Origin of the sequence: Tardiphaga sp. (genome assembly GCF_044336785.1) — a bacterium.
Taxonomy (GTDB): domain Bacteria; phylum Pseudomonadota; class Alphaproteobacteria; order Rhizobiales; family Xanthobacteraceae; genus Tardiphaga.
Map to the genome: position 1 here is coordinate 1 of NZ_JBIIOT010000014.1, position 24,160 is coordinate 24,160.

At 63.3% G+C, this 24,160-nt stretch carries 19 protein-coding genes; 8 read left to right on the top strand and 11 right to left on the bottom strand.

Translation table 11 applies throughout. The annotated features are described in order from the left end of the window. Positions 1-31 precede the first annotated feature (31 nt). The 8 genes from ACIQ2A_RS06490 to ACIQ2A_RS06525 form a co-directional block, all read right to left on the bottom strand. Positions 32-1,246 carry an ABC transporter substrate-binding protein gene (locus ACIQ2A_RS06490; RefSeq protein ID WP_398477026.1) on the bottom strand — a complete coding sequence of 405 codons (1,215 nt, stop codon included), beginning with the start codon at positions 1,244-1,246 and terminating at the stop codon, positions 32-34. A gap of 111 nt (positions 1,247-1,357) precedes the next feature. Next, entirely contained in the window at positions 1,358-2,596 is a 1,239-nt protein-coding gene (locus ACIQ2A_RS06495) for an MFS transporter (protein ID WP_398477028.1), read from the bottom strand. 67 nt (positions 2,597-2,663) lie between these two features. After that, positions 2,664-3,314 carry a DNA oxidative demethylase AlkB gene (gene alkB, locus ACIQ2A_RS06500; protein ID WP_398477030.1) on the bottom strand — a complete coding sequence of 217 codons (651 nt, stop codon included), beginning with the start codon at positions 3,312-3,314 and terminating at the stop codon, positions 2,664-2,666. A gap of 14 nt (positions 3,315-3,328) precedes the next feature. After that, complete coding sequence (locus ACIQ2A_RS06505) at positions 3,329-4,063, bottom strand: 2OG-Fe(II) oxygenase (protein WP_398477032.1); 735 nt, start codon at positions 4,061-4,063, stop codon at positions 3,329-3,331. A gap of 229 nt (positions 4,064-4,292) precedes the next feature. After that, the gene (locus tag ACIQ2A_RS06510) at positions 4,293-4,982 is read right to left on the bottom strand and encodes a DUF2848 domain-containing protein (protein ID WP_398477034.1); all 690 of its coding nucleotides are present in this window, start codon (positions 4,980-4,982) and stop codon (positions 4,293-4,295) included. A gap of 139 nt (positions 4,983-5,121) precedes the next feature. Further along, entirely contained in the window at positions 5,122-6,468 is a 1,347-nt protein-coding gene (locus ACIQ2A_RS06515; protein WP_398477036.1) for an amidase, read from the bottom strand. 48 nt (positions 6,469-6,516) lie between these two features. Then, positions 6,517-6,849, bottom strand: coding sequence for a hypothetical protein (locus tag ACIQ2A_RS06520; RefSeq protein ID WP_398477177.1), 333 nt, complete (start codon positions 6,847-6,849; stop codon positions 6,517-6,519). 162 nt (positions 6,850-7,011) lie between these two features. After that, positions 7,012-8,361 (bottom strand): acyclic terpene utilization AtuA family protein, encoded by a 1,350-nt coding sequence (locus tag ACIQ2A_RS06525; RefSeq protein WP_398477038.1) that lies wholly within the window; start codon positions 8,359-8,361, stop codon positions 7,012-7,014. A 216-nt stretch (positions 8,362-8,577) separates the two neighbouring features. On the opposite strand from ACIQ2A_RS06525, the gene ACIQ2A_RS06530 reads away from it, so the two are divergent. The 5 genes from ACIQ2A_RS06530 (at position 8,578) to ACIQ2A_RS06550 (ending at position 14,272) form a co-directional block, all read left to right on the top strand. Next, a complete protein-coding gene (locus ACIQ2A_RS06530) occupies positions 8,578-8,991 on the top strand; it encodes a Zn-ribbon domain-containing OB-fold protein (RefSeq protein WP_398477040.1) in 414 nt (137 codons plus the stop codon). Between the two features lie 4 nt (positions 8,992-8,995). Further along, positions 8,996-10,135 carry a thiolase C-terminal domain-containing protein gene (locus ACIQ2A_RS06535; protein WP_398477042.1) on the top strand — a complete coding sequence of 380 codons (1,140 nt, stop codon included), beginning with the start codon at positions 8,996-8,998 and terminating at the stop codon, positions 10,133-10,135. Between the two features lie 195 nt (positions 10,136-10,330). Next, a complete protein-coding gene (locus tag ACIQ2A_RS06540; RefSeq protein ID WP_398477045.1) occupies positions 10,331-11,251 on the top strand; it encodes an SDR family NAD(P)-dependent oxidoreductase in 921 nt (306 codons plus the stop codon). 330 nt (positions 11,252-11,581) lie between these two features. Continuing rightward, complete coding sequence (locus ACIQ2A_RS06545) at positions 11,582-12,895, top strand: MFS transporter (protein ID WP_398477047.1); 1,314 nt, start codon at positions 11,582-11,584, stop codon at positions 12,893-12,895. Between the two features lie 330 nt (positions 12,896-13,225). After that, positions 13,226-14,272: an SMP-30/gluconolactonase/LRE family protein gene (locus ACIQ2A_RS06550; RefSeq protein WP_398477179.1), complete on the top strand. Its 1,047-nt coding sequence runs from the start codon at positions 13,226-13,228 to the stop codon at positions 14,270-14,272. A 114-nt stretch (positions 14,273-14,386) separates the two neighbouring features. Here ACIQ2A_RS06550 and ppc read toward each other — a convergent pair whose 3' ends face one another. The 3 genes from ppc to ACIQ2A_RS06565 all read right to left on the bottom strand — a co-directional run bounded on the left by ppc (position 14,387) and on the right by ACIQ2A_RS06565 (position 19,904). After that, positions 14,387-17,173 (bottom strand): phosphoenolpyruvate carboxylase, encoded by a 2,787-nt coding sequence (gene ppc / locus ACIQ2A_RS06555; protein ID WP_398477181.1) that lies wholly within the window; start codon positions 17,171-17,173, stop codon positions 14,387-14,389. A 221-nt stretch (positions 17,174-17,394) separates the two neighbouring features. Further along, a complete protein-coding gene (locus tag ACIQ2A_RS06560) occupies positions 17,395-18,936 on the bottom strand; it encodes an acyl-CoA synthetase (protein ID WP_398477049.1) in 1,542 nt (513 codons plus the stop codon). 155 nt (positions 18,937-19,091) lie between these two features. After that, entirely contained in the window at positions 19,092-19,904 is an 813-nt protein-coding gene (locus tag ACIQ2A_RS06565; protein ID WP_398477051.1) for a crotonase/enoyl-CoA hydratase family protein, read from the bottom strand. A gap of 131 nt (positions 19,905-20,035) precedes the next feature. Here ACIQ2A_RS06565 and ACIQ2A_RS06570 point away from each other — a divergent pair, with 131 nt between their 5' ends. The 3 genes from ACIQ2A_RS06570 (at position 20,036) to ACIQ2A_RS06580 (ending at position 23,980) form a co-directional block, all read left to right on the top strand. Then, positions 20,036-20,908: an SDR family oxidoreductase gene (locus tag ACIQ2A_RS06570; protein ID WP_398477053.1), complete on the top strand. Its 873-nt coding sequence runs from the start codon at positions 20,036-20,038 to the stop codon at positions 20,906-20,908. A gap of 347 nt (positions 20,909-21,255) precedes the next feature. Next, entirely contained in the window at positions 21,256-22,833 is a 1,578-nt protein-coding gene (locus ACIQ2A_RS06575; protein WP_398477055.1) for a fatty acid--CoA ligase, read from the top strand. Between the two features lie 139 nt (positions 22,834-22,972). Beyond that, the gene (locus tag ACIQ2A_RS06580) at positions 22,973-23,980 is read left to right on the top strand and encodes an alpha/beta fold hydrolase (protein WP_398477057.1); all 1,008 of its coding nucleotides are present in this window, start codon (positions 22,973-22,975) and stop codon (positions 23,978-23,980) included. Positions 23,981-24,160 lie beyond the last annotated feature (180 nt).

Here is a 24,160-nt window from a genome sequence, read left to right on the forward strand (position 1 = left end):
CCCCGCAAAAGGGCGGGGAGAGGTTAGCGCGCTACTTCACCGGTGGATCGAGCTGCGTACACCCGCCCTCGCTGATCGGGCGCATGATATCTGCGGCTTTCACCTTGCCCTTGATCTTGAGCAGGTCCCACTCGCCCTTCACTTCCGACGGCTTCTTCACTTCCGCCAGCAGCATGTCATTCATCAGCCGGCCATCCTCACGCAGCTTTGCGCCCGGGGCGAAGAAATCACCCACCGGCATTTCCTTCATCTTCCGCATCACCGTGAGGCCGTCATTGTCATTGGCGGCTTCAGCAGCGCGCAGATAGTGTTTCACGGCGCTGTAGACGCCGGCCTGGGAATGCGTCGGCATCTTGCCGTGCTTGGCCATGAAGCGCTTGCCGAAATCGCGGCTGGCATCGTCATTGTCCCAGTAATAGCCCTCGAGATATTGCACGCCCTGCGTCGCTTCGGCGCCCAGCGCCTTGACCGAGGTGAGATAAAAGATCAGCACCGCGAGCTTCTGCTTGCCCTCGCCGATCTGGAATTCACGCGCCTGCTTGATATTGGTGACGGTGTCGCCCGAGGCATTGGCCAATGCGATCACCTTGGCGCCGGATGATTGCGCCTGCAGCAGGAACGACGAGAAATCCATGCTGCCGACCGGATGTTTCACCGAACCCAGCACCTTGCCGCCGGCGCCTTCGACGACCTTGGCGACCTCGGCCTGCATGGCGATGCCAAAGGCATAATCCGCCGTGATGAAATACCAGGTATCGCCGCCATCCTTCACCACGGCTTTCGCGATGCCCTGCGCCAGCGAATAGGTGTCGTAGAGCCACATTGCGGCGGTCGGCGCGCATTGCTTGCCGAACACGTCGGCCGTCGCGGAGCCGACATGGACCAGCACCTTGCCGCGCTCGCGGGCGAGATTCTGCACGCCCAGCGAAATAGCGGAATTGCCGATGTCGAAGATCGCATCCACTTTTTGCTGATCGTAAAGTTCGCGCGCCAGCGAGACACCGATATCGGTCTTGTTCTGGTGATCCGGCCCGAGCAGTTTGACGGGCTGGCCACGGACCTTGCCGCCGATATCGTCGATGGCGAGCTGCGCCGCCACCACGCTGCCGGTGCCACCGGCATCGGAGAACACGGAGCTCTTGTCGTTCAGCACGGCGATGGAGAGCGGTTTTGTGATCGGCTCGGCGAGCGCGGAGCCATTCAAGCACGCAAAAAGCGCGGCAGCCAGGATGCCCGTTCGGGTCATTGTCGTTTCCTCGGTTTGTTTTTATGGCCGAAACGTAGCGAGGGCTGCCGGGCTTGGCCAGCGGATTTTTAATCGCACGATTAAATCGGATCTCGGCGCGAGCCAGAACGATTATACCGCTGACACCGCACCTTGCTGGTGCCAGCGCCGAGACGCCAGCAGCAACAAGATCGCACCGGCAGCAGCCCAGCACACCACCGGCAGCCATCCGAGCAGCGCCGCATAATCCGGCACGGCGGACAGACCGCCCGCGACTGCCCCCATGCGCGCGAAGGTGGCGACTGCCAGCGCCGAGAAGACGAGGCCGACGACCTTGCCTTCGGCGCCGGTCTCGCCGATCGCCATGGCGGCGGTGACGGCGCTCATCATCACGCAGCCCCACGCGGCGCCGGCGACGAATTGCGCGGCGATCAGCATGTCGAGATTCGGCGCCAGTTCGGCCGCGATGACGGCGGCAGCACCGATCAGCGCGGCGACGCCGATGACGACGATGCCGCCGAAACGCTTGACCAGAACACCGGCCGGAAACATCGCGATGTTGAAGCCGATCCAGAACACCGGCAGCAGCCATTGCAGATCCGCGGGTGCCGCAAAGCGACGGAAGAACGGCACGCTATTGATGCTGACATGGAGCTGGAATCCAAGCGCGAGGATCGTCATGGCCGCAATGAACAGCAATGGCGTGTGACCGATCGCCTTGTCCTGTGCAGGCAGCGCCCGCTTTTCGCACGCGCTGACCTGCACGAGGCCGCGTTCGACGCGCGACAGCGTGACTGTCACCAGCAGCAGCGTGATGCCCGCGATGACGAAGGGCACGCGCGGATCGACGCCGCGCAGCGATGTGGCCATGTAAGGCGCGACGGCACCGGCGAGGCCGTAGCCGAGCATGGCCAGCGAGGCGAGCATCGGCCGCGACGGGCGCGCGGCATATTTGCCGAGCAGCGCCAGCGGCGGTGCGCGCAGGGCGGAGGATGTCGCCGACCAGATCACGATGAGGACGATCAGCGCGACCTGCGCAGTGGGGCCGGCACCAGCGACGAAAGGCAGCGCGACGAAACAGGCGCATGAAACAGCGGTGATGATGCCGACGATCAGCCCGAGGCGCCCGACCACCGCAGACACTTTGTCGGCCATCATGCCCATCAGCGTATCGGTGACGGTGAAGATCGCCTGATCGAGCATCAGGATATAGATCACCACCGCCGGCGCGATGCCGGCATCGGCGGCGAGCTTTGGCAGATAGATCACATAGGTGACCCAGCCGAGGGTGAAGACCAGCTGCAGCACCGCGAGCCACGCGCCCGCGCCCGTAGCGGCGCCCGATGTGCCGGTTCGTTCCTGTTCGCTCATGGTCCCCTCGCCCCGCGCAACCATAGAATGGTCGCTGCGGCGAAGGAAAGTGTTCACGGCGCTGATATCAACGGGTCTTGCGGAAGGTGAGATTGATGCGCTGGGCGCCCATCACCGGATGCTCGCCCTCCGGCAGCGGCGCGACGCCGTGATAGGCCAGCCGCGACGGGCCGCCCCAGACGACCACATCGCCATGGGTCAGGCGATAGCGCTTCTGCGCCGCATTGCGCGTGAGGCCACCGAACAGGAACGTCGCCGGCAGGCCGAGCGAGACCGAGACGATGGGCGCGCCGAGGTCGAGTTCGTCCTTGTCCTGGTGCAGCGAGAGTTTTGCGCCGGGCTTGTAGCGGTTGATGAGGCAGGCATCGGGCGCGAAGTCGGTATAGCCGCCCTCCGACGCGGCGCGCGCTGCGAGGTTGCGCAGCGATGGTGGCATCGAAGGCCAGATCTTGCCGCTATCGGGATCGACAGGATCGTAACGATAGCCACGCGCATCCGACACCCAGCCGACCCGGCCGCAATTGGTCATCGCTACCGACATGGTGTGACCGCCCGGTGTGACCAGATGCCGGAACGGTGCGGCCTTCACGATGATACGGAGATCGGCCAGCAGGGCCTGCTCGTCCGTGCCAACACAATCGCGCAGCAGCACGGCGCCTTCGCCGAGATTTTCACGCGGGGGCTGCGTGTCGCGGATGGCGGCGAACAGGTCGGTCATCTATTCACTTGCACTCACTTTGCATCATGGAAGATCACGCCGAGCGTATGGCGGCGCCCCGTCTTAACACGGCTGACGCCGTGGCGCAGGTTGACGCGATAGCTGCCGCGCGTGCCCTGAACAGGGCGATGATGCACGGCAAACACCACGGCGTCGCCCTGTTGCAGCGAGACCACCTCGGCGCGCGACTGCATCCGCGGGCGCTGCTCGGTGAGCACGAATTCCCCGCCCGTGAAGTCCTCGCCTGGCTGCGACAGCAGGATGGCGACCTGCAGCGGGAAGACATGCTCGCCGTAAAGATCCTGATGCAGGCAGTTGTAGTCGCCGGCGTCATATTGCAGCAGCAGCGGCGTGGGGCGGGTCTGGCCGGCCTCGTGACAGCGCTTCAGGAAGGCGGCGTGATCGCTGGGAAACCGGACATCGATGCCCATGGTCTCGTTCCAGCGATTGGCGATGGCACTGAGCGGGCCATAGATCGCGGGGCGCAGGGCGGCGATGGGACCGGGCAGCGGGTAGTTGAAATATTTGTATTCGCCGCGGCCAAACCCGTGGCGCGCCATCACGATGCGGCTGCGGAAACGGGTGTCTTCGGGATACAGCGCGGAGAGGGCGCGGCATTCGTTCCGCGTGAGGAGCTTGTGGAAGACGGCGCAGCCCTGCGCGTCGAGATCGGCGCCGATGCGCGGCCAGTCGATGGCATCGAGGCGCGGATCAGATACGGGAAGTTTGGCGAGAGTTGCAGATGGCATGATGCAGCCGCTCCGGATATGCGCCGATCATCGGCAACAGGTGGGGCTGCATTGTCGGGGATGGTCGCGATGGCGCCACCCGATTTCCGGAAACTCGGTGTCGTCCCCGCACAGGCGGGGACCCATAGACACCGAAGCAATGGCAAGAACGCGGTAGCGGCGGCTGCCTGATTTCACTTTTACCGACAGAGGGTATGGGTCCCCGCCTGCGCGGGGACGACGGCTGAGTTTACCCCACCACCGGCAAGGTCTTGATGTCGTAGCCGTGGCTGATCTTGCGCTTCAGCACGGGGTCCTCGATTTCGAAGTCGAAGCGATCGGCCGGGCGGATGCCGCCCTTGGCCGCAAAGGTGCCGCCGAACATCGCGGTGCCATCGGGCAGCGTGCTCGCGTCAAAGCCCTTCTTGATCAGTTCGGCCACCGGCAGCATGCCGCTCAGCTTGCCTTCCTGATACAGCACCTTTTCGCCCTTGATGGTCGCCCACGAACGCAGGATGATCTCATCCCAATGCGGGAGAAGTTCGTCGAGCGCCCACACCACCGGCGCGATGGGCTTGTCGCACATCTGCTTCGACACGGTGATGTTGTAGGTCTCGACCTGGCGGTCGGTGTGGTCGGAGCCGACGCCGACATAGGTCTTGCCGCCCGACGCGATCAGGCAGAACTCGACCTCGCCCGACGAATTCACGTCAGTGCACTCGATCATGCCGTCGGTGGTGAAGCGGCGGGCGGAGCAGCGATAATAGATCGGCGTGGTGGCCGGCGGGGCGATGCCGAGCTCCTGCAGCTCCTTGATGTGATGATCGCGCGCGACGGGATCGCGGCCGGTCCAGCCGGCGATGACGCCCTGGGTCAGCGTGATGTTGAGCGGGGTCTGCGCGCCCTTGGCGTCGAGCGTGAGTGCGATGGTGGTGGTCATGTATGGTCCTCTTTTAAGTCCGCCTCTGTCCCTCATGGTGAGGAGGCGCGCAGCGCCGTCTCGAACCATGAGTTGTTGCGCTCCGTCGCCATCCTTCGAGACGCGCGCAAGTGCGCGCTCCTCAGGATGAGGGGCGGAGTTAGCCGTGGATCGTCTTTTCGATTCCAGCGGCGAGTTCAAAGATGCGCCGATCACTGCCACCCGCCGCAGCCAGCATCAACCCGACCGGGGCTTCGTCCTTGCGCGAGATCGGCAGCGAGATGGCGCAGCCGTCGATCATGTTGATCAGCGTGCAATTGCGCAGCGCCATCAGGTTCTTCTTGGCGAACACCTTGTCGTCAGCCATCTCGGCGATCGATGGCGGCGCGATGGGACAGGTCGGCATCACCAGCGCATCATAGGGCGCCATCGTCGCCTCGGCCCGCGCGATCAGCGAGCGGCGCATCGGCAGGAGATCGATATAATCGGCGGCCGTCATCGCCTCGCCGCGCGCGATCCGCACGGCGACGCGGGGATCATAGACATCACCCTTCGCCGTCAGCAGTTCACGGTGCCAGGCAAAGCTCTCGGCCGCGGTGAAGCCGCCCTTGCTGCTCATAAGCGGGATATCGTTGAAGGCCGGCACTTCGATGCGTTCGATCAGCGCGCCCTGCTCGGTGAGCAGCTTGATGCTGCGTTCGAACACCTCGGCGACGATGGGATCAAGCTCGTCCATGGCGATCGTGGTCGGGATCGCGAGACGCATGCCCTTGATGGCGCGCGGGGTGAGCTCGAAGTCGGGTTCGCCGGCGAGCACGGCATCCATCGCCGCGCAGCAGGCGACGCTGCGCGCCAGGGGACCGATGCTGTCGAGGGTGAAGGACAGTGGCACCGCGCCATCGAGCGGCACGCGGCGCTGAGTCGGCTTGTAGCCAACAATGCCGTTGAAGGCCGCGGGGATGCGGCAGGAGCCGCCAGTGTCGGTGCCAAGCGCCGCATGGGCCATGCCGTCGAGCACGGACACGCCGGCGCCCGAGGACGAACCGCCCGGCACATGGCCGACCTCGCGCTTCCAGGCGCCCTTCGGCGTGCCGTAATGCGGATTGGTGCCAATGCCGGAATAGGCGAACTCGACCATATTGGTGCGGCCGATCAGGACGAAGCCGGCGGCACGCAAGCGGGCCACCGTGGGGGCATCGCTGTCGGCCGGCGCGGAGTCATCGAGCGCGCGCGAGCCGGCGCGGGTGACCTGGCCCTTGATGTCGAACAGATCCTTGATGGAGACCGGAATGCCGGCAAAGCGCGACGGCGCGGCATTGGCCTTGCGCAGCGCGTCCATGGCGTCGGCCGCAGCCAGAGCGGCTTCCTCGTCCACATGGATATAGACCCGCTGTCCTTCGCCATTGGGGTCAGCGATCCTGGCGAGGCAGTCCTCGACCAGTTGTCGCGAGGTGGTGCGGCCGGCTGCGAGATCGACGGCGAGGCTGGCGAGTGTCGGTGCAGACATGGTCACGGTTCCTGTCCAGTAGCTTGGTCAGGCCGTGACCGGATGCGTTCACGGCGCCTCGTCGGTATCGCCGATACGGCCGGTAATTTCCAGATCGAGCAGCGCGGAGCTGAGCGACTTGCCATGCGCATCGAGCGCCAGCGATCGCGTGACTCCACCGCCAAGTGCCTGATCCATCACAAAATTAAGTGCGGAAATATTGGGCAGTTCATAGCGGACCACCTCGCCCTGCACGATGTCCTTGAACAACGTTTTCACGCGCTCGGCGGTCACCTCGGACAATAGCAACGGATATAGCTTTGCGTCAAAGGCAATTACCGAGATGTTGGAAATGTTGCCTTTGTCCCCGGTGCGGGAATGGGCGATGTCACGCAGCTTCATGACCCGATCTCCGTCGCCGTCCCCGCCTCGCACGCCGAAGGCGTGCACGGGGCGGGGCCCCATACACGCTGTCGAATTGAGAGAAGCGCTGTCGCAGTGACAGCGCGTCGCGGCAGACCTCGGAGGTTATGGGTCCCCGCCTGCGCGGGGACGACAGGTGAGTTACGCATCTGCTCGGGCCTCCACGAAACGGACGGATGGCTTTGCCTGCTCGCGCGGCAGCAGCACCGAGGCGACGGCAATGACATCGCGCGCCGACTTGGTGGCGCCGCCGCCACCGGCCGGGCCATTGGTGTAGAGCGTCTCGACCTCATTGCCGATGCGGACCGCCTCGCGCAGGCTGTCCGTGCGGCCGGTGACGCGAACGCGGACTTCATACGGTTCGGAGCGGGCGCCGAGAGATTCGCCGTGCAGGGAATCGACGCCGATGAGATCGAAGCGTGTTTCGGACGTGATGACACCGGTCAGTTTCAGGCGCTCGCGCACGATTTCGAGCGCAAGGCGGCCGCGCGCGACGGCGTTGGGGCCGGCATAAGAGATCTGGCCCTCGCCGATATAGCTATCGAAATAGCCGACCGAGACTTTCAGCGTATCCGGTCGCTGCGTGCCCTGCCCGCCGGTGACGCGGACGCGATCCTTGCCGATCTCCTCGATCTTCACCTGCGAAAAATCCGCGACCACATCGGGCTGCAGATAGCGCCTGGGATCGTGCACCTCATAGAGCAACTGCTCCTTGCAGGTGCGCGCAGAGACTTCGCCGCCGGAGCCCTCGACCTTGGTCACGACCAGCGTGCCGTCCTCACTGACTTCGCCGATCGGAAATCCAAGGCGCGCGAGGCCTTGCACATCCTTGAAGCCGGGATCGGCAAAATAGCCGCCGGTGATCTGGCCGGCGCATTCGAGGAGATGGCCGACCACAATACCTTGGCCAAGCAGATTCCAGTCGGTCATCGACCAGCCGAAAGCTTGGATCATCGGCGCGAGAAACAATGCAGGGTCTGACGCGCGGCCGGTGATGACCACATCGGCGCCGTCCTTCAGCGCCGCTGCCATCGGCTCGGCACCGAGATAGGCATTGGCCGACAGGACCTTGTTGCCGAGCCCGTGCATGGTGCTGTCGAATTCAAGCACCGAGAGATCGCTGCCCTTGCAGGCATCGAGCACATCGTCGCCGACAATGGCGGCGATCTTCAGTTTCGGCAGGCCCATCGCTTTCGCGATCTCTGCCGTTTTTCGCGCGGCTGCTTCGGGGTTGGCGGCGCCCATATTGGTGACGATCTTGATGCCTTTTGCGGCGCAGATCGGCAGCACCGCGCGCATGCGCTCCTCGAGCAATGGGTCAAAGCCGCTGTCCGGATTTTTCATCCGCGCCTGCTGCGCCAGCGCGACGGTGCGTTCGCCGAGGCACTCGAAGACGAGATACTGGATGTCGCCCTTCTCGGCGAGTTCAACCGCGGGCTCGATACGGTCGCCGGAATAGCCGGCGCCGGAGCCGATCCTGATGCTGCGCAAAGGGCCCTCGCTTGTTTCGTTTCCCGGTATTCTGCCGCGACATTCCCGACGGAGTTGCAGCGCGGTAGGCACTCAGACCATCCCACCAGATTGGTGTCAAATGTGGTCCGCGATCCGCGATTACGGCTATGCAACACGGGCGCTGGACCGCCACCGGCCGATGTGGAATGTCCTTGACCACAACGAACCGGGAGCATCCCGGCACTGGAGGAACAGATGGCCGAACCAGCGCGGGCACGCCCGAAACCGACACCGGAAACCCAGCACTACTGGGACGGCGCCAAGGCCGGCGAATTGCGCCTGCAGCGCTGCGACGACTGCTCACATGTGTATTTCCCGCCGCGCCCGTTCTGCTCGAAATGCGCCTCGCGGAATGTTTCGGTGTTCAAGGCCTCGGGCAAAGGTTTTCTCTACAGCTACGTGATCAATCATCGTCCGGCGGCACCGGGCTTCACGCCGCCTTACGCGATTGCGGTTGTCGAGCTCGACGAAGGCCCGCGGCTGATGAGCAACATCATCGATTGCGCGCAGACACCGGAAGCGCTCGAACTCGACATGAAGCTCGAAGTCGCGTTCCAGAAGGTGGATGACACGCTCACCCTCCCCGTATTCCGTCCGGCGAAGGGCTGAGATCATGCGCAGAAACGCAGTCGCCGTTGTCGGCGCAGCCGAGACCACCGAGCTCGGCGTCATCCCCACCATGTCGCAGATCCAGCTCCATGCGGATGCGGCGCTCAACGCCATCAAGGATGCCGGGCTGAAACTGTCGGATATCGACGGCATCGCCACGGCGGTGGAGACGCCGCAGCAGCTCGCGCATTATCTCGGCATCACGCCGACCTGGGTGGATGGCACCTCGGTGGGTGGTTGCTCCTTCATGCTGCATGTCCGCCACGCCGCTGCCGCCATCGAGGCGGGACTCTGCAAGACCGTGCTGATCACCCATGCGGAAAGCGGCAAGTCGATGATCGGCAAATTGCCGCGCTCGATTCCGGCGGACTCATTGCAGGGGCAGTTCGAGGCGCCCTACGGCGTCTATGGTCCGCCCAGCATGTTCCCGATCCCCGTGCTGCGCTACATGAAGACGCATGGCATCACCCATGAGCAGATCGCCTCGGTGGCCGTGTTCCAGCGCGAATGGGCGGCGAAGAATCCGCGCGCGATGATGAAGGCGCCGATCACCGTCGAGGACGTGCTGAACTCGAAGATGATCGCCTATCCGTTTCGCATCCTGCAATGCTGCCTCGTCACCGATGGCGGCGGCGCGCTGATCCTGACCTCGGCCGATCGTGCCAAGGATTTCCCGAACAAGCCGGTCTATATCCTCGGCACCGGCGAGAGCGTGGAAACGCCGATGGTCAGCCAGATGGAGACGTTCGACTCGTCACGTGCCTTCCGCGTGGCGGGGCCGACGGCCTTCAAGGAAGCCGGCATCACCCACAAGGATGTCGATCACCTGATGATCTACGACGCCTTCGCGCATCTGCCGCTGTATGGCCTCGGCGATCTCGGCTTCATGCCCCATGAGGAGACCGGCAAGTTCATCGCCGACGGCAACACCCGCCCCGGCGGCAAGCTGCCGATGAACACCAATGGCGGCGGGCTCAGCTACATGCATTCCGGCATGTACGGCATGTATGCGCTGCAGGAGAGCGTCCGTCAGATGCGCGGCATCGCACCGGCACAGGTCGAGGGCGCGAAGATATCGGTCTGTCACGGCGTCGGCGGCATGTTCGCCGCTTCGGGGACGGTGATTTTTACGAATGAAGCTTAGTGCCTTCTCCCCGCTTGCGGGGAGAAGGTGACCCGGCGTAGCGCAGCGAAGCCGGGTCGGATGAGGGGGAGCCTCCGCAGGCTCGGAGTTTGTGGAGAGCCCCCTCACCCGCCGCGAAGACGCGGCGACCTCTCCCCGCGAGCGGGGAGAGGTTAGCGCACCAGATCAATTCTATAACCAAGAGGAAAACTACACATGGCAAAAACCAAAATGCTTGACGGCAAGGTCGTCGTCGTCACCGGCGCGGGTCGTGGCATCGGCCGCGGCATCGCGCTGCTTTGCGCCGCTGAAGGCGCCAGCGTCGTCGTCAACGATCCCGGCGTCGCGACCGACGGTGCCGGCACCTCTGCCGCGCCGGCGGAAGAAGTCGTCGAGGAAATCAAGAAGGCCGGCGGCAAGGCTGTCGCCAATTTCGAATCCGTCGCCGAAGCGATCCCGGCCAGCAAGATCATCAAGCAGGCTGTCGACACCTATGGCCGTCTCGACGGCGTGGTGAACAATGCCGGCATCCTGCGCGACGCCATCTTCCACAAGATGTCGATCGACGCCTTCGAGGCCGTGATCAAGGTCCATCTGATGGGCTCATTCTACACCTCGCATGCCGCCGCCCGCATCTATCGCGAGCAGAACTCCGGCTCCTTCGTGCACTTCACCTCGACCTCGGGCCTCGTCGGCAATTTCGGCCAAGCCAATTACGCGGCCGCCAAGCTCGGCATCGTCGGCCTGTCGAAGTCGATCGCGCTCGACATGCAGCGCTACGGCGTCAATTCGAACTGCGTCTCGCCCTTCGCCTGGAGCCGCATGATCGGATCGATCCCGACCGAGACCGAAGCCGAGAAGGCCCGCGTCGAGCGCATGCAGCGCATGGGCCCGGAAAAGATCGCCCCGCTGGTGGCCTTCCTGCTGTCGGACGCCGGCAAGGACGTGTCGGGCCAGATCTTCGCCGCGCGCATGAACGAGATCTTCCTGATGGGCCAGTCGCGCCCGATCCGCTCGATCCACCGTGACGAAGGCTGGACCCCGCAGACCCTCGCCGAACACGGCATGCCGGCGCTGAAGTCGTCGTTCTACAAGCTGGACCGCTCGGCTGATATTTTCAGCTGGGATCCGGTGTAAGGCCACACATTCCGCCCTCATCCTGAGGAGCAGCGCACCTGCGCTGCGTCTCGAAGGATGGCGGCAAGCGCGGAGCCTTGCCATCTCATGGTTCGAGACGGCGCCTACGGGCGCCTCCTCACCATGAGGGGCTGAGAAATTCACAACCCAAAATCGAATTAGAAATTATATTTCAAAATTAGCTATGCATTTTGACGTTATCTGACCCGTGACCGCCCAAATTTCGCAATAAAGAATTCCAGTTCTGGCCAAGGTCGGATATGTGACCGGCAAATAACAAGGTTCGACGTCACGCATCTGCGGGCCGGACCGCATTTGCTGGACATGACCATGACTGATCACGCGGGCGCGATGCCCTCCGCGGCCAAGACCAATACAACCGCGCATTCCAAGACCTTGAACTCTCCGGCGCGCGTGCTCACCGCGAGCCTGATCGGCACCACCATCGAGTTCTTCGATTTCTACGTCTATGCCACCGCCGCGGTGCTGGTGTTCCCGAAACTGTTCTTCCCGGCCGGCAACGACACGGCCGCGCTGCTCGCCTCCTTCGCGGTGTTCTCCATCGCCTTCTTCGCGCGTCCGTTCGGTGCGATCCTGTTCGGCCATTTCGGTGACCGCGTCGGCCGCAAGACCACGCTGGTCGCGGCCCTGCTCACCATGGGCATCTCCACCGTGGTGATCGGCCTGCTGCCGACCCATGCGCAGATCGGCCTCGCAGCCCCCCTGCTGCTGGTGATCTGCCGCTTCGGCCAGGGCCTCGGCCTCGGCGGTGAATGGGGTGGCGCCGTTCTGCTCGCCACTGAAAATGCGCCTCCCGGCAAGCGCAACTGGTACGCCATGTTCCCGCAGCTCGGCGCGCCGCTCGGCCTGTTCCTGGCCTCGGGCACCTTCTGGATCCTGCTGCATTTCGTCTCGCCCGAAGCCTTTCTGGGCTGGGCCTGGCGCGTGCCGTTCCTCGCGTCCATCGTGCTGATCGTCATCGGCCTGTGGGTGCGTCTGTCGATCACCGAGACGCCGGAATTCCAGAAAGCCATCGACAAGGCCGAGCGCGTCGCCGTCCCCGGCATCGAACTGTTGAAGAACCACAAGCGCAGCCTCGTCCTCGGCACGCTGGTCGGTCTCATGACCTTCGTGTTCTTCTATGTCTGCACCGCCTATCTGCTCTCCTACAATGTGGGCGTCGCCAAGATGTCGCTGCTCGACGCGCTGAAGGTGCAGATCGCGGGCGCGATCGCCTTCGGCACCACCAACATCCTGGCCGGCCTCGCCGCTGACAAGCTCGGCCGCCGCAACCTGTTGATCGCCAACTGCCTGATGGTGATCGTGTTCTCGTTCTTCGTGGCACCCCTGCTCGGTGGCGGCGTCGCCGGCATCTACGCTTTCGCGCTGATCGGTCTTGCGATCTTCGGAATCAATTACGGCCTGATCGGCGCGGCGCTGGCCTCACCGTTCCCGACTGCGGTGCGCTACACCGGCTCGTCGATGACGTTCAATCTGGCGAGCATTTTTGGTGCATCGCTGGCGCCCTATATCGCGACCTATCTGCAGGCGAATTACGGCCTCGCTTATATCGGCTACTATGTGCTGGCCGCCGCGGTGATCACGCTGATTGCGATCTTTGCTTCGGCCAAGCACGAAGTCTGACAACACCCGTGTCGTCACCCGGCGTGACCGGGTGACCGAGTCAACGAAAACGGCAGTGCTCACGCGCTGCCGTTTTCTTTTGCGACGCCTTCATGACTGCCGTGTCAGTGTTTACTGGGTTGCCCGGTCAAGCCGGGCAACGACAGACAGTATTGTGCATTGCCGCCACCGCGCGGCAGCAACGAATTCGCTGGTATCAGCGTCGCAACGCGCTAGCCTTCCACCAACTGGCGACAAAGCCAGACAGCAGGGAGGACGACGATGCAAAATCCATTTGCTCCGCGTGATACCGATCCCACTTCAAATGTGACATCCCTCAATCGCCGGCGCATGTTGCAGACCGCCGGCGCGCTTGCGGCCTCGACCATTGTGGCGCCGAAGGCATTCGCCCGCGACTATGGCCGCAACGTGCAGCCGCAGCGCTATCCCGATCCCGATATCGTCGTCATCGATCCCAAGCGTTTCACGGCCAAGGTCGGCAACACCGTCATCAAGCGGCTCTATACCGGTTGCCTGTGGGCCGAAGGTCCCGCCTGGAATGCGCAAGGTCAGTATCTGATCTGGAGCGACATCCCGGCTAACCGGCAGCTCCGCTATCTCGATGATGACGGCCATATCTCCGAGCGCTTTCGCTATCCGTCCGAAGAGAGCAACGGCAACTCGTTCGACACCGAAGGTCGTCAGCTCTCGGCACAGCGCACGCGGCTGGTGCGCTTCGAGCACAATGGCGGCGTGACCACACTGGCCGAAGCGGCCAATGGCAAGCCGCTCAATGGCCCGAACGACATGGTGGTGAATCCCATCGACAAAGCGATCTGGTTCACCGATCCCGGCTATGGCGGCATCAACCTCTATGAGGGCCAGCGTGCCGCCCCAGGCGTCACCCAGCCGAACCAGAAGGAAGCGGTGTATCGCATTGATCCCGCGAATGGTCAGATCAGCAAAATGGCCGACGATCCGTTCAAGCCGAACGGCCTCGCCTTCAGCCCGGACTACAAAAAGCTCTATGTCTGCGACACCGGCATCACGCATTACCCGAATGCGAAGAATGTCGTGTGGCAATATGACGTGAACGGCGACAAGCTCACGGGCGGCAAGCCGCTGATCGACATGACGCTGGACGGCAAGTCCGGTTTTCCTGACGGGCTGCGGGTCGATACCGAGGGCAATATCTGGGTCGGTGCCGGCTGGGTTGGCGACGGCTATGACGGCGTCCAGATCTTTGCGCCGGATGGGCAGCGCATCGGGCAGATCCGTCTGCCGGAGACCTGCGCGAATGTGTGTTTCGGCGGGAAGAAGCGCAACCGGCTGTTCATGACAGCGAGCCAGTCATTGTATGCGGTCTATGTGGAAACGCAGGGTGCGCATTTTTGTTGAGCGTTACCAGGCGAGGCCGTAGGGCGGATGAGGCGAAGCCGTAATCCGCCGCCGAGTTTCAACTTGCACTCGGCCGGCGGATGACGCTTCGCTCATCCGCCCTACGGTCTGCGCTCACCCGCTATTCCTCAGCCCTGCCGAGATCCCATTGATCGTCAGCTGAATGCCCCTCAGCACCTGCTCGTCGCCACCATCGCCTTCCGCGCGATGCTTCTGCAGCAGCTCGACCTGCACGTGGTTCAGCGGATCGAGATACGGGAAGCGGTTGCGGATCGAGCGTTCCAGCAGCGGATTGCCCTGCAGCAAGCCATCCTGCTCCATGATGTCGAGCAGCGACTCGATGGACAGATGCCACTCCGCGCGAATGCGGCCGAAGATCTTTTCGCGGAGCACTTCGTCGGTCACCAGCTCCGCATAACGCGAGGCGATGGCGATGGAGCTCTTCGCCAGCACCATGTCCATGTTCGACAGCAGCGTGCGGAAAAACGGCCATTCGCGGTGCATCTCCTGCAGGAAGGCCATGCCTTTGTCCGGATGGGACTTCAGCCACGCCGCGATGGCGCTGCCGAAACCGTACCAGCCCGGCAGCATCAAGCGACACTGCGCCCATGAGAACACCCATGGGATCGCACGCAGATCCTCGATCGCTCGCGTCTTCTTGCGCGAGGCCGGGCGGCTGCCGATATTCAGCGTCGAGATCTCGTTGATGACGGTGGATTCCCAGAAGTAATCGACAAAACCGTCGGTCTCGTAGACCAGCCCGCGATAGGCCTTGAAGGCCAGCGCGGAGATCTCTTGCATCGCTTCCAGATATTCACCGCGCGGCGCGCTGTGCTTGGGCGCCAGCAGGCTCGCCTCCAGCGTCGCGGCCGCCAGAATCTCCAGATTGTTGCGGCCGACTTCGGCATTCGAATATTTGCTGAAGATGATCTCGCCCTGTTCGGTGATGCGGATCTGGCCGTCCACCGCGCCGCCGGGCTGCGCCAGGATTGCGTCGTGGCTTGGGCCGCCGCCACGGCCGACGGAGCCACCGCGGCCATGAAACAGGCGTAGGCGGATGTGGTGACGCTCGAACACATCGACCAGCTTGATCTCGGCCTTGTAAAGCTCCCAGCCCGAGGTGACGAAGCCGCCATCCTTGTTGCTGTCGGAATAGCCGAGCATGACCTCCTGCACGCCACCGCGGCTGTCGACCAGCTTGCGATAATCATGCAGCGCGAACAGCCGGTCCATGATCTTGGCTGAGGCCTGCAAGTCCTCGATGGTCTCGAACAACGGCACGATATTGATGCCGCTGCGGCCGGAGGAATCGACGAGGCCAACTTCCTTCAGGAGGATGGCCACTTCGAGCATGTCGGAGACACCCTTGCACATGGAGATGATGCATTGGGGGATCGCCGCCGCGCCGAATTTGGCATGCACCTCGGCGGCCATGCGGAACAGCGCGAGTTCACCGAGCGTCTCCTCGCTATATTTCACGAACAGCGACGATAGCGGGCGCGCATTCTTCAATTCTGCGACCAACAGCGCAATACGCGCATCCTCGTCCAGCGACAGATAGGATTTGCCGGGCATTGCGGCATCGATCAGTTCGGCGACGGTGCGTTCATGCACGGCTGAATTCTGCCGGATATCGAGGCTGGCGAGATGGAAGCCGAAACAATCTACTGCACTGCGCAGCGTGCGCAGCCGGCCGCGCGCGATCACGCGGGAATTGTCGGCATGCAACGAGCGGTCCAACACATCCAGATCGGCCTTGAAGTCAGCAGCCGACACATAAGGCGGTGCATCGCCCACAGCCGCGCGACGATTCGGCACCTTGAGCGCATGGGCCGTTGCCGCCATCCGCGCATAGATGCCGGAGATCGCGAGACGATATGGCTCACCGGCACGATGCGGCGACGGATCAGGCGAACGTTCCGCCAGCGCACGCAGCTCGTCGGACACTTCGGAGAGATGCGCCGCCATCGACAGTTCCGCGCCCAGCGCATGGAGCTCGTCGAGATAAAAGCTGAAAGCGCGCCGGCTTTGCAGCATCACCGTGCCTTCCATCACCTCTGCGGTCACAAAGGGATTGCCGTCGCGATCGCCGCCGATCCAGCTGCCCATGCGCAGGAAGGCCGGCAGGGCTTCCGGGCCACCCTGATCACTCAGGCTGTCCTCCAGCCGTCCATGCAGCCGCGGCACTTCGCGCAGGAAAGTGTAGTCGTAGAATGCCAGGCCGTTGGTCACTTCGTCGAGCACCGTCAGCTTGCTGCGGCGGAGCAGATTGGTCTGCCACAGCGTCACCACTGCGCGACGCAGGGTCTCGTCCAGTGTCTCGGTTTCCTCCGCCGTGAGCTGCATCCGCTCGCGGCGATCGAGCAATGCCGCGATCTCCATTTCGCGATCGATGGTGCTCTTGCGGCGGACTTCGGTGGGGTGCGCGGTGAGAACGGGCGATACCAACGCCTGGCTGAAGAACTTGCCGAGCATCTTGGCGTCGATGCCGGCGTCCTGCGCGCGGGCGACGGCATGGGCGAGCGTGCCATTGGCGGAAGCCGCATCCGCGCGCTGGGCGCGCATGCGGCGGATATTGTTCTGGTCCTCGGCGATGTTGGCGAGGTGAGAGAAATAGCTGAAGGCGCGGACGATACGCACGGTCTCGGCGGTGGTCATGCCGTCGAGGATCGCCTCCAGTTCCTGCCGCGCGTCCTTGTCCTCATTGCGATGGAAACGCACCGAGGTCTGGCGAATGGCCTCGACCAGATCGAAGACAGCAGCGCCCTCCTGATCCCGGACCGTATCGCCAAGAATGCGGCCAAGCAGCCGTATGTCTTCACGCAGCTGCGCATCAGCCTGCGGATCGGCGATAGGCCCGCCATGCAGCGGGGCGGTTTCCTGGTCGTTCGGCAAAGTCATGGACACGGGACAACTCCGGAAAGGTGGCCGGGGACGCATTTGGTCGCATGTCTTGCTGCAATGCAAGATGAAGTTGGGGAAGAGAACTTAAGCCGTCGTCCCCGCGCAGGCGGGGACCCATACACACCGTCGATATGGCGAAGATCCGTCGGAGTGACTTTGGTATGTTACCTACTGCTTCGGAGGTTATGGGTCCCCGCCTGCGCGGGGACGACACCGAGTTAGATCGTTCGCCCCACTTTCGCCCAATAGGGATCGCGCAGACGCCGCTTGAAAATCTTGCCGGAATCCTCACGCGGCAGATTGCTCTGGATCTCCATCGCCTTCGGCACCTTGTAATCCGCGAGCGCCTTCTTGAGATCGATGCGGACCTTGGCCAGATCCAGCACCACGCCGGGCTGCGGCTCGATCACCGCCATCAGGCTCTCGCCGAATTCCGCATCGGGAATGCCGAACACTGCGCAATCATGCACGCCGGGCAGCGCATGGAGCGCCGACTCGATCTCGGCCGGATAGATGTTCACGCCGCCGGAGATCACCATGTCGCGCTTGCGATCGCAGATGAAGACGTAGCCATCGGCATCGATGTAACCCACATCGCCCGAGGTGATAAAACCGTCGCGGTCGATCTCGGCGCGCTTTTCCGGCTTGTTGTGATAGGTGAAATCCGGATTGCCGGCGATGCGCGAATAGATCTCGCCGATCTCGCCCTGTGGCAGGATCTCGCCGTCATCGCTGAGAAAACGCAGTTCGGCGCCGGGCGCGATCTTGCCGACCGTGCCAGGCTTTTTCAGCGCGTCTTCGGAATTCGCGAAAGTCACCGCACCGGATTCCGTCGAGCCGTAGAATTCGTAGATCACCGGCCCCCACCAGTCGATCATCGCCGTCTTCACATCGGCCGGGCAAGGTGCTGCCGCGTGGATGATATGGCGCAGCGATGAGACGTCGTATTTCTTGCGCACGTCCTCCGGCAGTTTCATCAGGCGGATGAACATGGTCGGAACCATGAAGATGGTGTCGATCTTTTCGTCCTGGATGATGCGGAGAAACTCCTCGGCATCGAAGCGCGGCATCATCACCAGCAAGCCGTTGAGACGGCCGGCGCGCAGTGCGAAAGCATTGGGCGCGGAGTGATACAGCGGGCCCGGCAGCAACGCGCGCGAACCTTCCTTGAGGCCATAGACGCGGGCGCGCATCTGATCGGCAGACGCGGCTTGTGCCGGGGTCGGCGCGTAACGGCGCACGCCCTTGGGATGGCCCGTGGTGCCGGAGGTGTAGATCATGTTGTGCGGCGCCGGGACCGCCGGGCCGTCATAGGGCGGCTGCTCGTTGATCCAGCTCTCGCTATCAATGGCGCCATCGGGCGTGCCGAGTGTCGCGGGATCGACCTTGTAGTTGGTCACGATTTCCGGCGGCGTCGGGACGGAGATCTTGGTAATGCCGGCCGGGATCGCATCGCGCAATTGATGCAGCATGTCGGCATGGCTGATCAGGACATTGCTGCCGGAATCCCTGATCACATACGTGATCTCCTCCGGCTTGAAGTGCCAGTTCACCGGCACCGCATAGGCGCCCAGCCGCGCCACCGCATAGGCGGCTTCCAGAAACGCGATGTCGTTGCGCATCAGGATGCTGACGCTGTCGCCCTGCTTGACGCCGAGTTTTGCGAGGCCCGACGCGATGCGGCTGGCGCGAGCATTGATGTCGTCGAACGAACGCAGACGATCGCCTGAGATCACGCCATAACGGAGAGAGGTGGACATGGGACGCTTCCGATTTTGTTATTCTTCTTGAAATCTCAGTCCCTCATGGTGAGGAGGCGCGTAGCGCCGTCTCGAACCATGAGCTGCTGGAGCTCCGCATCCATCCTTCGAGACGCCGCTACGCGGCTCCTCAGGATGAGGGCGGAGTGTGGAGTTTATGAGTCCGCGAAATTCGGCGCGCGCTTCTCGATATTCGCGCGCACGGCTTCGGTCTGGTTCGGGCCACCCATCAGCTTCATCTGCTCGACGGATTCAGCCAGCAGCGCCGGGCCGGGATCGACCGAGAGATTGTTGAGCATGCGCTTGGTGGCGCGGATCGCATCCGGGCTCTTGCCCGCGATCTCGCGGGCGACTTCCAGTGCAGAGGCGCGGGGGTCATCGACCACCCGCGTCGCAAGCCCGTAGCTCAGCGCTTCCTGCGCCGTGAAGATGCGGCCGGTGTAAGTGAGCTCACGCAGGATGTCGTCGCGCACCAGCGAGGCCAGGATCGGCGTGCCCGCCATGTCCGGCACCAGTCCCCATTTGATTTCCATGATCGACATTTTGGTGTCCGGCGCGACGTAGCGCATGTCCGCGCCGAGCGCGACCTGGAAGCCGCCACCGAAGGCCACGCCATGCACGGCCGCGATCACCGGCACCGGCAATTGCCGCCAGCCCCACACCGCCTGCTGCGAATGATTGCAAAGCCCGTGGGTGCGCAGCGACAGGTCGCGCTTCTGGGCGCCACCGATCCCGTCGCCGCCGCTCTCTTTCATGGCGGCGAATCGTCCCATGTCGAGGCCGGCGCAGAATGCCCGCCCCTCGCCGGACAGCACCACCGCGCGCAGCCCCTTTTCGCGGCTGAGCTTGTCGGCAGTGTCCACCAAGGCCGCAAACATGGCGGCATCCAGCGCATTCATCTTGTCGGCGCGGACCATCCGGACATCGGCGACGCCGCCCGACATGGACACCTGGACGCGATCTTCCATGGGAGGTTTCCTTCCTAGACTTGTTCTTGAACACGGTGACCGCGTCGTTGCGCTTTACAGGAAAGCGTTTGTGGGGTTTTAGTCAACCAACTAATTAAAATGTCCGCAACCTCCAAAAGCAGGACCAGCCCATGTTCAATCAACAGCTCCTCGCCGGCCGGAATATTCTCGTGACGGGAGGCGGCACCGGCCTCGGCAAATCCATGGCCGCCAAGTTTCTGCAACTGGGGGCTAAGGTGCATATCTGCGGTCGCCGCAAGGGCGTGTGCGACGAGACCGCCACCGAGCTGATGGCCGAATTCGGCGGCAAGGTGACCAGCCACGGCGTCGATATCCGCGACAGCGCCGCGGTGGACGCGATGATCGAGGGCATCTGGGCCGATGGCCCGCTGACCGATCTGATCAACAACGCCGCCGGCAATTTCATCTCGCGCTCGCAGGACCTGTCGCCGCGCGGCTTCGATGCGGTGGCGAATATCGTCATGCATGGCACGTTCTATGTGACCCACGCCGTGGGCCGCCGCTGGATCGCCGGCAAGACCCGCGGCAATGTGGTGTCGATCACCGTCACCTGGGTGCGCAATGGCAGCCCCTATGTGGTGCCGTCGGCCATGAGCAAGTCGGCGATCCACGCCATGACCATGTCGCTGGCTACTGAATGGGGCCGCTACGGCATCCGGTTGAATACGATTGCGCCGGGCGAAATCCCCACCGAGGGCATGAGCAAGCGCATCAAGCCCGGTGACGAGGCCGGGGCGCGCACCAAGGCGCTGAACCCGATGGGTCGCACCGGCACCATGGAGGAATTGCAGAACCTCGCGGTCTTCCTGATCTCCGGCGGCTGCGACTGGATCAATGGCGAGACCATCGCCATGGACGGCGCCCAGGCGCTCGCCATGGGCGGCAATTTCTATCAGCTGCGCGACTGGTCGGACGGCGACTGGGATGCCGCAAAGGAAAGCATCAAGGCGCAGAACGAGAAGGACAAGGCGAAGCGGGGGTAAGGCCGCGCGGCCTAGACGCCACACACTCCGCCCTCATCCTGAAGAGCCGCGACTTGTCCGCCGAAGCTCGAAGAGCGAAGGCGGAAGCGGCGTCTCGAAGGATGGATGCGGAGCGCCGCCAGCTCATGGTTCGAGACGCGCGCAAGTAGCGCGCTCCTCATCATGAGGGACAGTGCGTAGGATGGGTTGAGCGCAGCGATACCCATCACCACCAGCGCCCGGCCGTGATGGGTATCGCTCCGCTCAACCCATCCTACGATCACTGCACCGCAGCACCTTTCTTATCTTGCCAGCCTCACGCGACGCCCTCACACTCGCCGCAACTAAAAAATGCAGGGAGGGAAGTCATGTCCGTTGCGGAAGCCGCCACGCTGGCCGATGTCGTTCGCGTGCAAGCCAGAACACGGGGCGCATCCACTGCGCTGGTGTTCGAGGGACGCGAGACCAACTACGCCGAGCTCGATCGCCGCGCCAATCAGGTCGCCAATGGCCTGATCGCACTCGGCGTGAAGCCGGACGAGCGCATCGCCTATCTCGGCAAGAACAGCGACCTCTTCATCGAATTGCTGCTCGGCGCCGTGAAAGCCAAGGTCGTCACCGCGCCTGTGAACTGGCGCCTCGCCGGGCCGGAAATCGCTTTCATTGTCGATGACGCCAAGGCAGCCGTGCTGTTTGTCGGGCCGGAATTCATCGATCTCGTTTGCGGCCTGAAGGACCAACTCCCGCATGTCCGCACCATCATGACGATGGAAGGCGGCGCGCCGGAGTGGCAGGATTTTGCAGCATGGCGCGATGCGCAAAGCGACAGCGATCCAGATATCGCAACGACGAATAACGACGTCGCCATCCAGCTCTACACATCCGGCACCACGGGGAAGCCGAAAGGCGCGATGCTGTCGCATCAGAATTTCCTGTCGCTGCTGCGCATCGGCGGCACCGACGAGAATCCGGACTGGAATGTCTGGACCGATACCGACGTCTCGCTGGTGGCGATGCCGGTGTTTCACATCGGCGGCGTCGGCTGGGCCGTGTTCGGCCTCTATCACGGCGCCAAGAGCGTGATTGCCCGCGAATTCGATCCGAACAAGGTGCTGGATTTCTTCCGCGACTACGGCATCAGCAAGCTATTCCTCGTGCCGGCCGCGATGCAGTTCATCGTACGGCAGCCGCGCGCCCGCGAAATGGATTTCTCGCAGCTCAAATACATCATGTATGGCGCGTCACCGATCCCCGCGGCATTGCTGAAGGAATGCATCGCCGTGTTCGGCTGCGGCTTCGTGCAGATGTATGGCATGACGGAAACCACCGGCACCATCGTCGTGCTGGCGCCGGAAGATCACATCGAAGGCCGCGACTGCATGCGCTCCGCCGGCAAGGCACTGCCGGGCATCGAGATCGCCATCCTCGATCCCGACGGCAAGCCTCTGCCTGTCGGAGAAGTCGGCGAGATCGCGACGCGCTCGGCATCCAACATGGTCGGCTACTGGAATCTGCCGGATGCGACCGCGCGGACGCTCGACAGGGACAACTGGCTGCGCACGGGCGATGCCGGCTATCTCGACCGCGACGGCTTTCTCTACATCCACGATCGCATCAAGGACATGATCATCTCCGGCGGCGAGAACATCTATCCGGCCGAAGTGGAGAGCGCGATCTGCGATCATCCGGATGTGGCCGAGGTCGCCGTGGTCGGCGTGCCCGATGATACGTGGGGCGAAGCTGTCAAAGCTGTGGTGGCGTTGAAGCCCGGCAAGGACATCAGCGCGGTCGATATCATCGCCTTCACCCGCCAGCGCATCGCCGCCTTCAAGACGCCAAAGACGGTGGATTTCATCCAGGCCTTGCCACGGAATGCCTCGGGCAAGATCCTGCGACGGCAGCTGCGGGATCCGTTCTGGGTCGGCAAAGAGCGGCAAGTGAACTGACGACACAAAGCTCGTCGTTCCGGGTCGCGCACTTGCGCGAACCCGGAACCTCGTAGTGGCGTGTCTCATATCGAGATTCCGGGTTCGCGCCTACGGCGCGCCCGGAATGACGTGTCTGACGCAAACGAGAAGAACAACAATGATCGACATGCCGCCACTGCAATATGCCGACCTGCCCGGCCTCCGCATGGCCTATTACGACGCCGGTCCCGCGTCCGACGCGCCGCCGGTGATCCTCTGCCATGGCTGGCCCGAACTCGCCTTCTCCTGGCGCCATCAGATCAAGGCGCTCGCCGAGGCGGGCATCCGCGTCATCGCGCCGGACCAGCGCGGCTATGGCGCCACCGACAAGCCGAGCGCGGTCGAGGACTACAGTATTGAACACCTCACCGGCGATCTCGTCGCCCTACTCGATCATCTGAAGATCGATAAGGCCATCTTCGTCGGCCACGACTGGGGCGGCTTCGTTGTCTGGCAGATGCCGCTCCGTCATCCCAACCGTGTCGCCGGCGTGGTCGGCATCAACACGCCGCATACCGACCGTGCGCCTGTCGATCCCATGTCGATCTATCGCAAGCGGTTCGGCGACAGCATGTATATCGTCCAGTTCCAGGATCCCGCGCGCAAGCCCGACGCGATTTTCGCCAGCGACGTCGGGCGCACGTTCGAATTCTTCATGCGCAAGCCGCCGCAGCGCGCCTCCGATTTCGATGCCTTCTCCGGCAATGACGAACCGACGGCCGGCATCGGTGCAGCGCCGAAAACAAATCTCGCTTTGCCCGACATGGTCGCCGCCTATGATCCCGCGCGCGACAGCCGCGAGCGCATCCTTAGCGAAGACGAGATGAAAGTATTCGTCGAGGCCTTCACGTCCTCCGGCTTCACCGGCGGCATCAACTGGTATCGCAATATCAGCGCCAACTGGCGCCGCGCCGAAGGCCTCGATCACACCGTGCGCGTGCCGTCGCTGATGATCATGGCGGAGAATGATGCCGTGCTGCCCCCCTCCGCCGCCGACGGCATGGACAAGATCATTCCCGATCTCGAAAAATATCTCGTGAAAGGCAGCGGGCACTGGACACAGCAGGAGAAGCCGGATGAGGTCAGTGCGAAACTGATTGAATGGCGGCGGCGACGATTTGGATGATGCGCGCGGCCCTCATCCTGAGGAGCCGCGCAGCGGCGTCTCGAAGGATGGCCACATGCGCCGAGCCCGGCCATCTCATGGTTCGAGACGGCGCTTCGCGCCTCCGCACCATGAGGGCGGTGCTTAAGCCGACTACGCCACGTCGCTTGAACTATGACAACGGAACTCATTGCCACTTTG

Excerpts from the sequence above, each read along its gene's own strand:
- ACIQ2A_RS06490 (WP_398477026.1), bottom strand. The coding sequence starts at position 1,246 with ATGACCCGAACGGGCATCCTGGCTGCCGCGCTTTTTGCGTGCTTGAAT.
- ACIQ2A_RS06495 (WP_398477028.1), bottom strand. The coding sequence starts at position 2,596 with ATGAGCGAACAGGAACGAACCGGCACATCGGGCGCCGCTACGGGCGCG.
- alkB (WP_398477030.1), bottom strand. The coding sequence starts at position 3,314 with ATGACCGACCTGTTCGCCGCCATCCGCGACACGCAGCCCCCGCGTGAA.
- ACIQ2A_RS06505 (WP_398477032.1), bottom strand. The coding sequence starts at position 4,063 with ATGCCATCTGCAACTCTCGCCAAACTTCCCGTATCTGATCCGCGCCTC.
- ACIQ2A_RS06510 (WP_398477034.1), bottom strand. The coding sequence starts at position 4,982 with ATGACCACCACCATCGCACTCACGCTCGACGCCAAGGGCGCGCAGACC.
- ACIQ2A_RS06515 (WP_398477036.1), bottom strand. The coding sequence starts at position 6,468 with ATGTCTGCACCGACACTCGCCAGCCTCGCCGTCGATCTCGCAGCCGGC.
- ACIQ2A_RS06520 (WP_398477177.1), bottom strand. The coding sequence starts at position 6,849 with ATGAAGCTGCGTGACATCGCCCATTCCCGCACCGGGGACAAAGGCAAC.
- ACIQ2A_RS06530 (WP_398477040.1), top strand. The coding sequence starts at position 8,578 with ATGGCCGAACCAGCGCGGGCACGCCCGAAACCGACACCGGAAACCCAG.
- ACIQ2A_RS06535 (WP_398477042.1), top strand. The coding sequence starts at position 8,996 with ATGCGCAGAAACGCAGTCGCCGTTGTCGGCGCAGCCGAGACCACCGAG.
- ACIQ2A_RS06540 (WP_398477045.1), top strand. The coding sequence starts at position 10,331 with ATGGCAAAAACCAAAATGCTTGACGGCAAGGTCGTCGTCGTCACCGGC.
- ACIQ2A_RS06545 (WP_398477047.1), top strand. The coding sequence starts at position 11,582 with ATGACTGATCACGCGGGCGCGATGCCCTCCGCGGCCAAGACCAATACA.
- ACIQ2A_RS06550 (WP_398477179.1), top strand. The coding sequence starts at position 13,226 with ATGTTGCAGACCGCCGGCGCGCTTGCGGCCTCGACCATTGTGGCGCCG.
- ppc (WP_398477181.1), bottom strand. The coding sequence starts at position 17,173 with ATGACTTTGCCGAACGACCAGGAAACCGCCCCGCTGCATGGCGGGCCT.
- ACIQ2A_RS06560 (WP_398477049.1), bottom strand. The coding sequence starts at position 18,936 with ATGTCCACCTCTCTCCGTTATGGCGTGATCTCAGGCGATCGTCTGCGT.
- ACIQ2A_RS06565 (WP_398477051.1), bottom strand. The coding sequence starts at position 19,904 with ATGGAAGATCGCGTCCAGGTGTCCATGTCGGGCGGCGTCGCCGATGTC.
- ACIQ2A_RS06570 (WP_398477053.1), top strand. The coding sequence starts at position 20,036 with ATGTTCAATCAACAGCTCCTCGCCGGCCGGAATATTCTCGTGACGGGA.
- ACIQ2A_RS06575 (WP_398477055.1), top strand. The coding sequence starts at position 21,256 with ATGTCCGTTGCGGAAGCCGCCACGCTGGCCGATGTCGTTCGCGTGCAA.
- ACIQ2A_RS06580 (WP_398477057.1), top strand. The coding sequence starts at position 22,973 with ATGATCGACATGCCGCCACTGCAATATGCCGACCTGCCCGGCCTCCGC.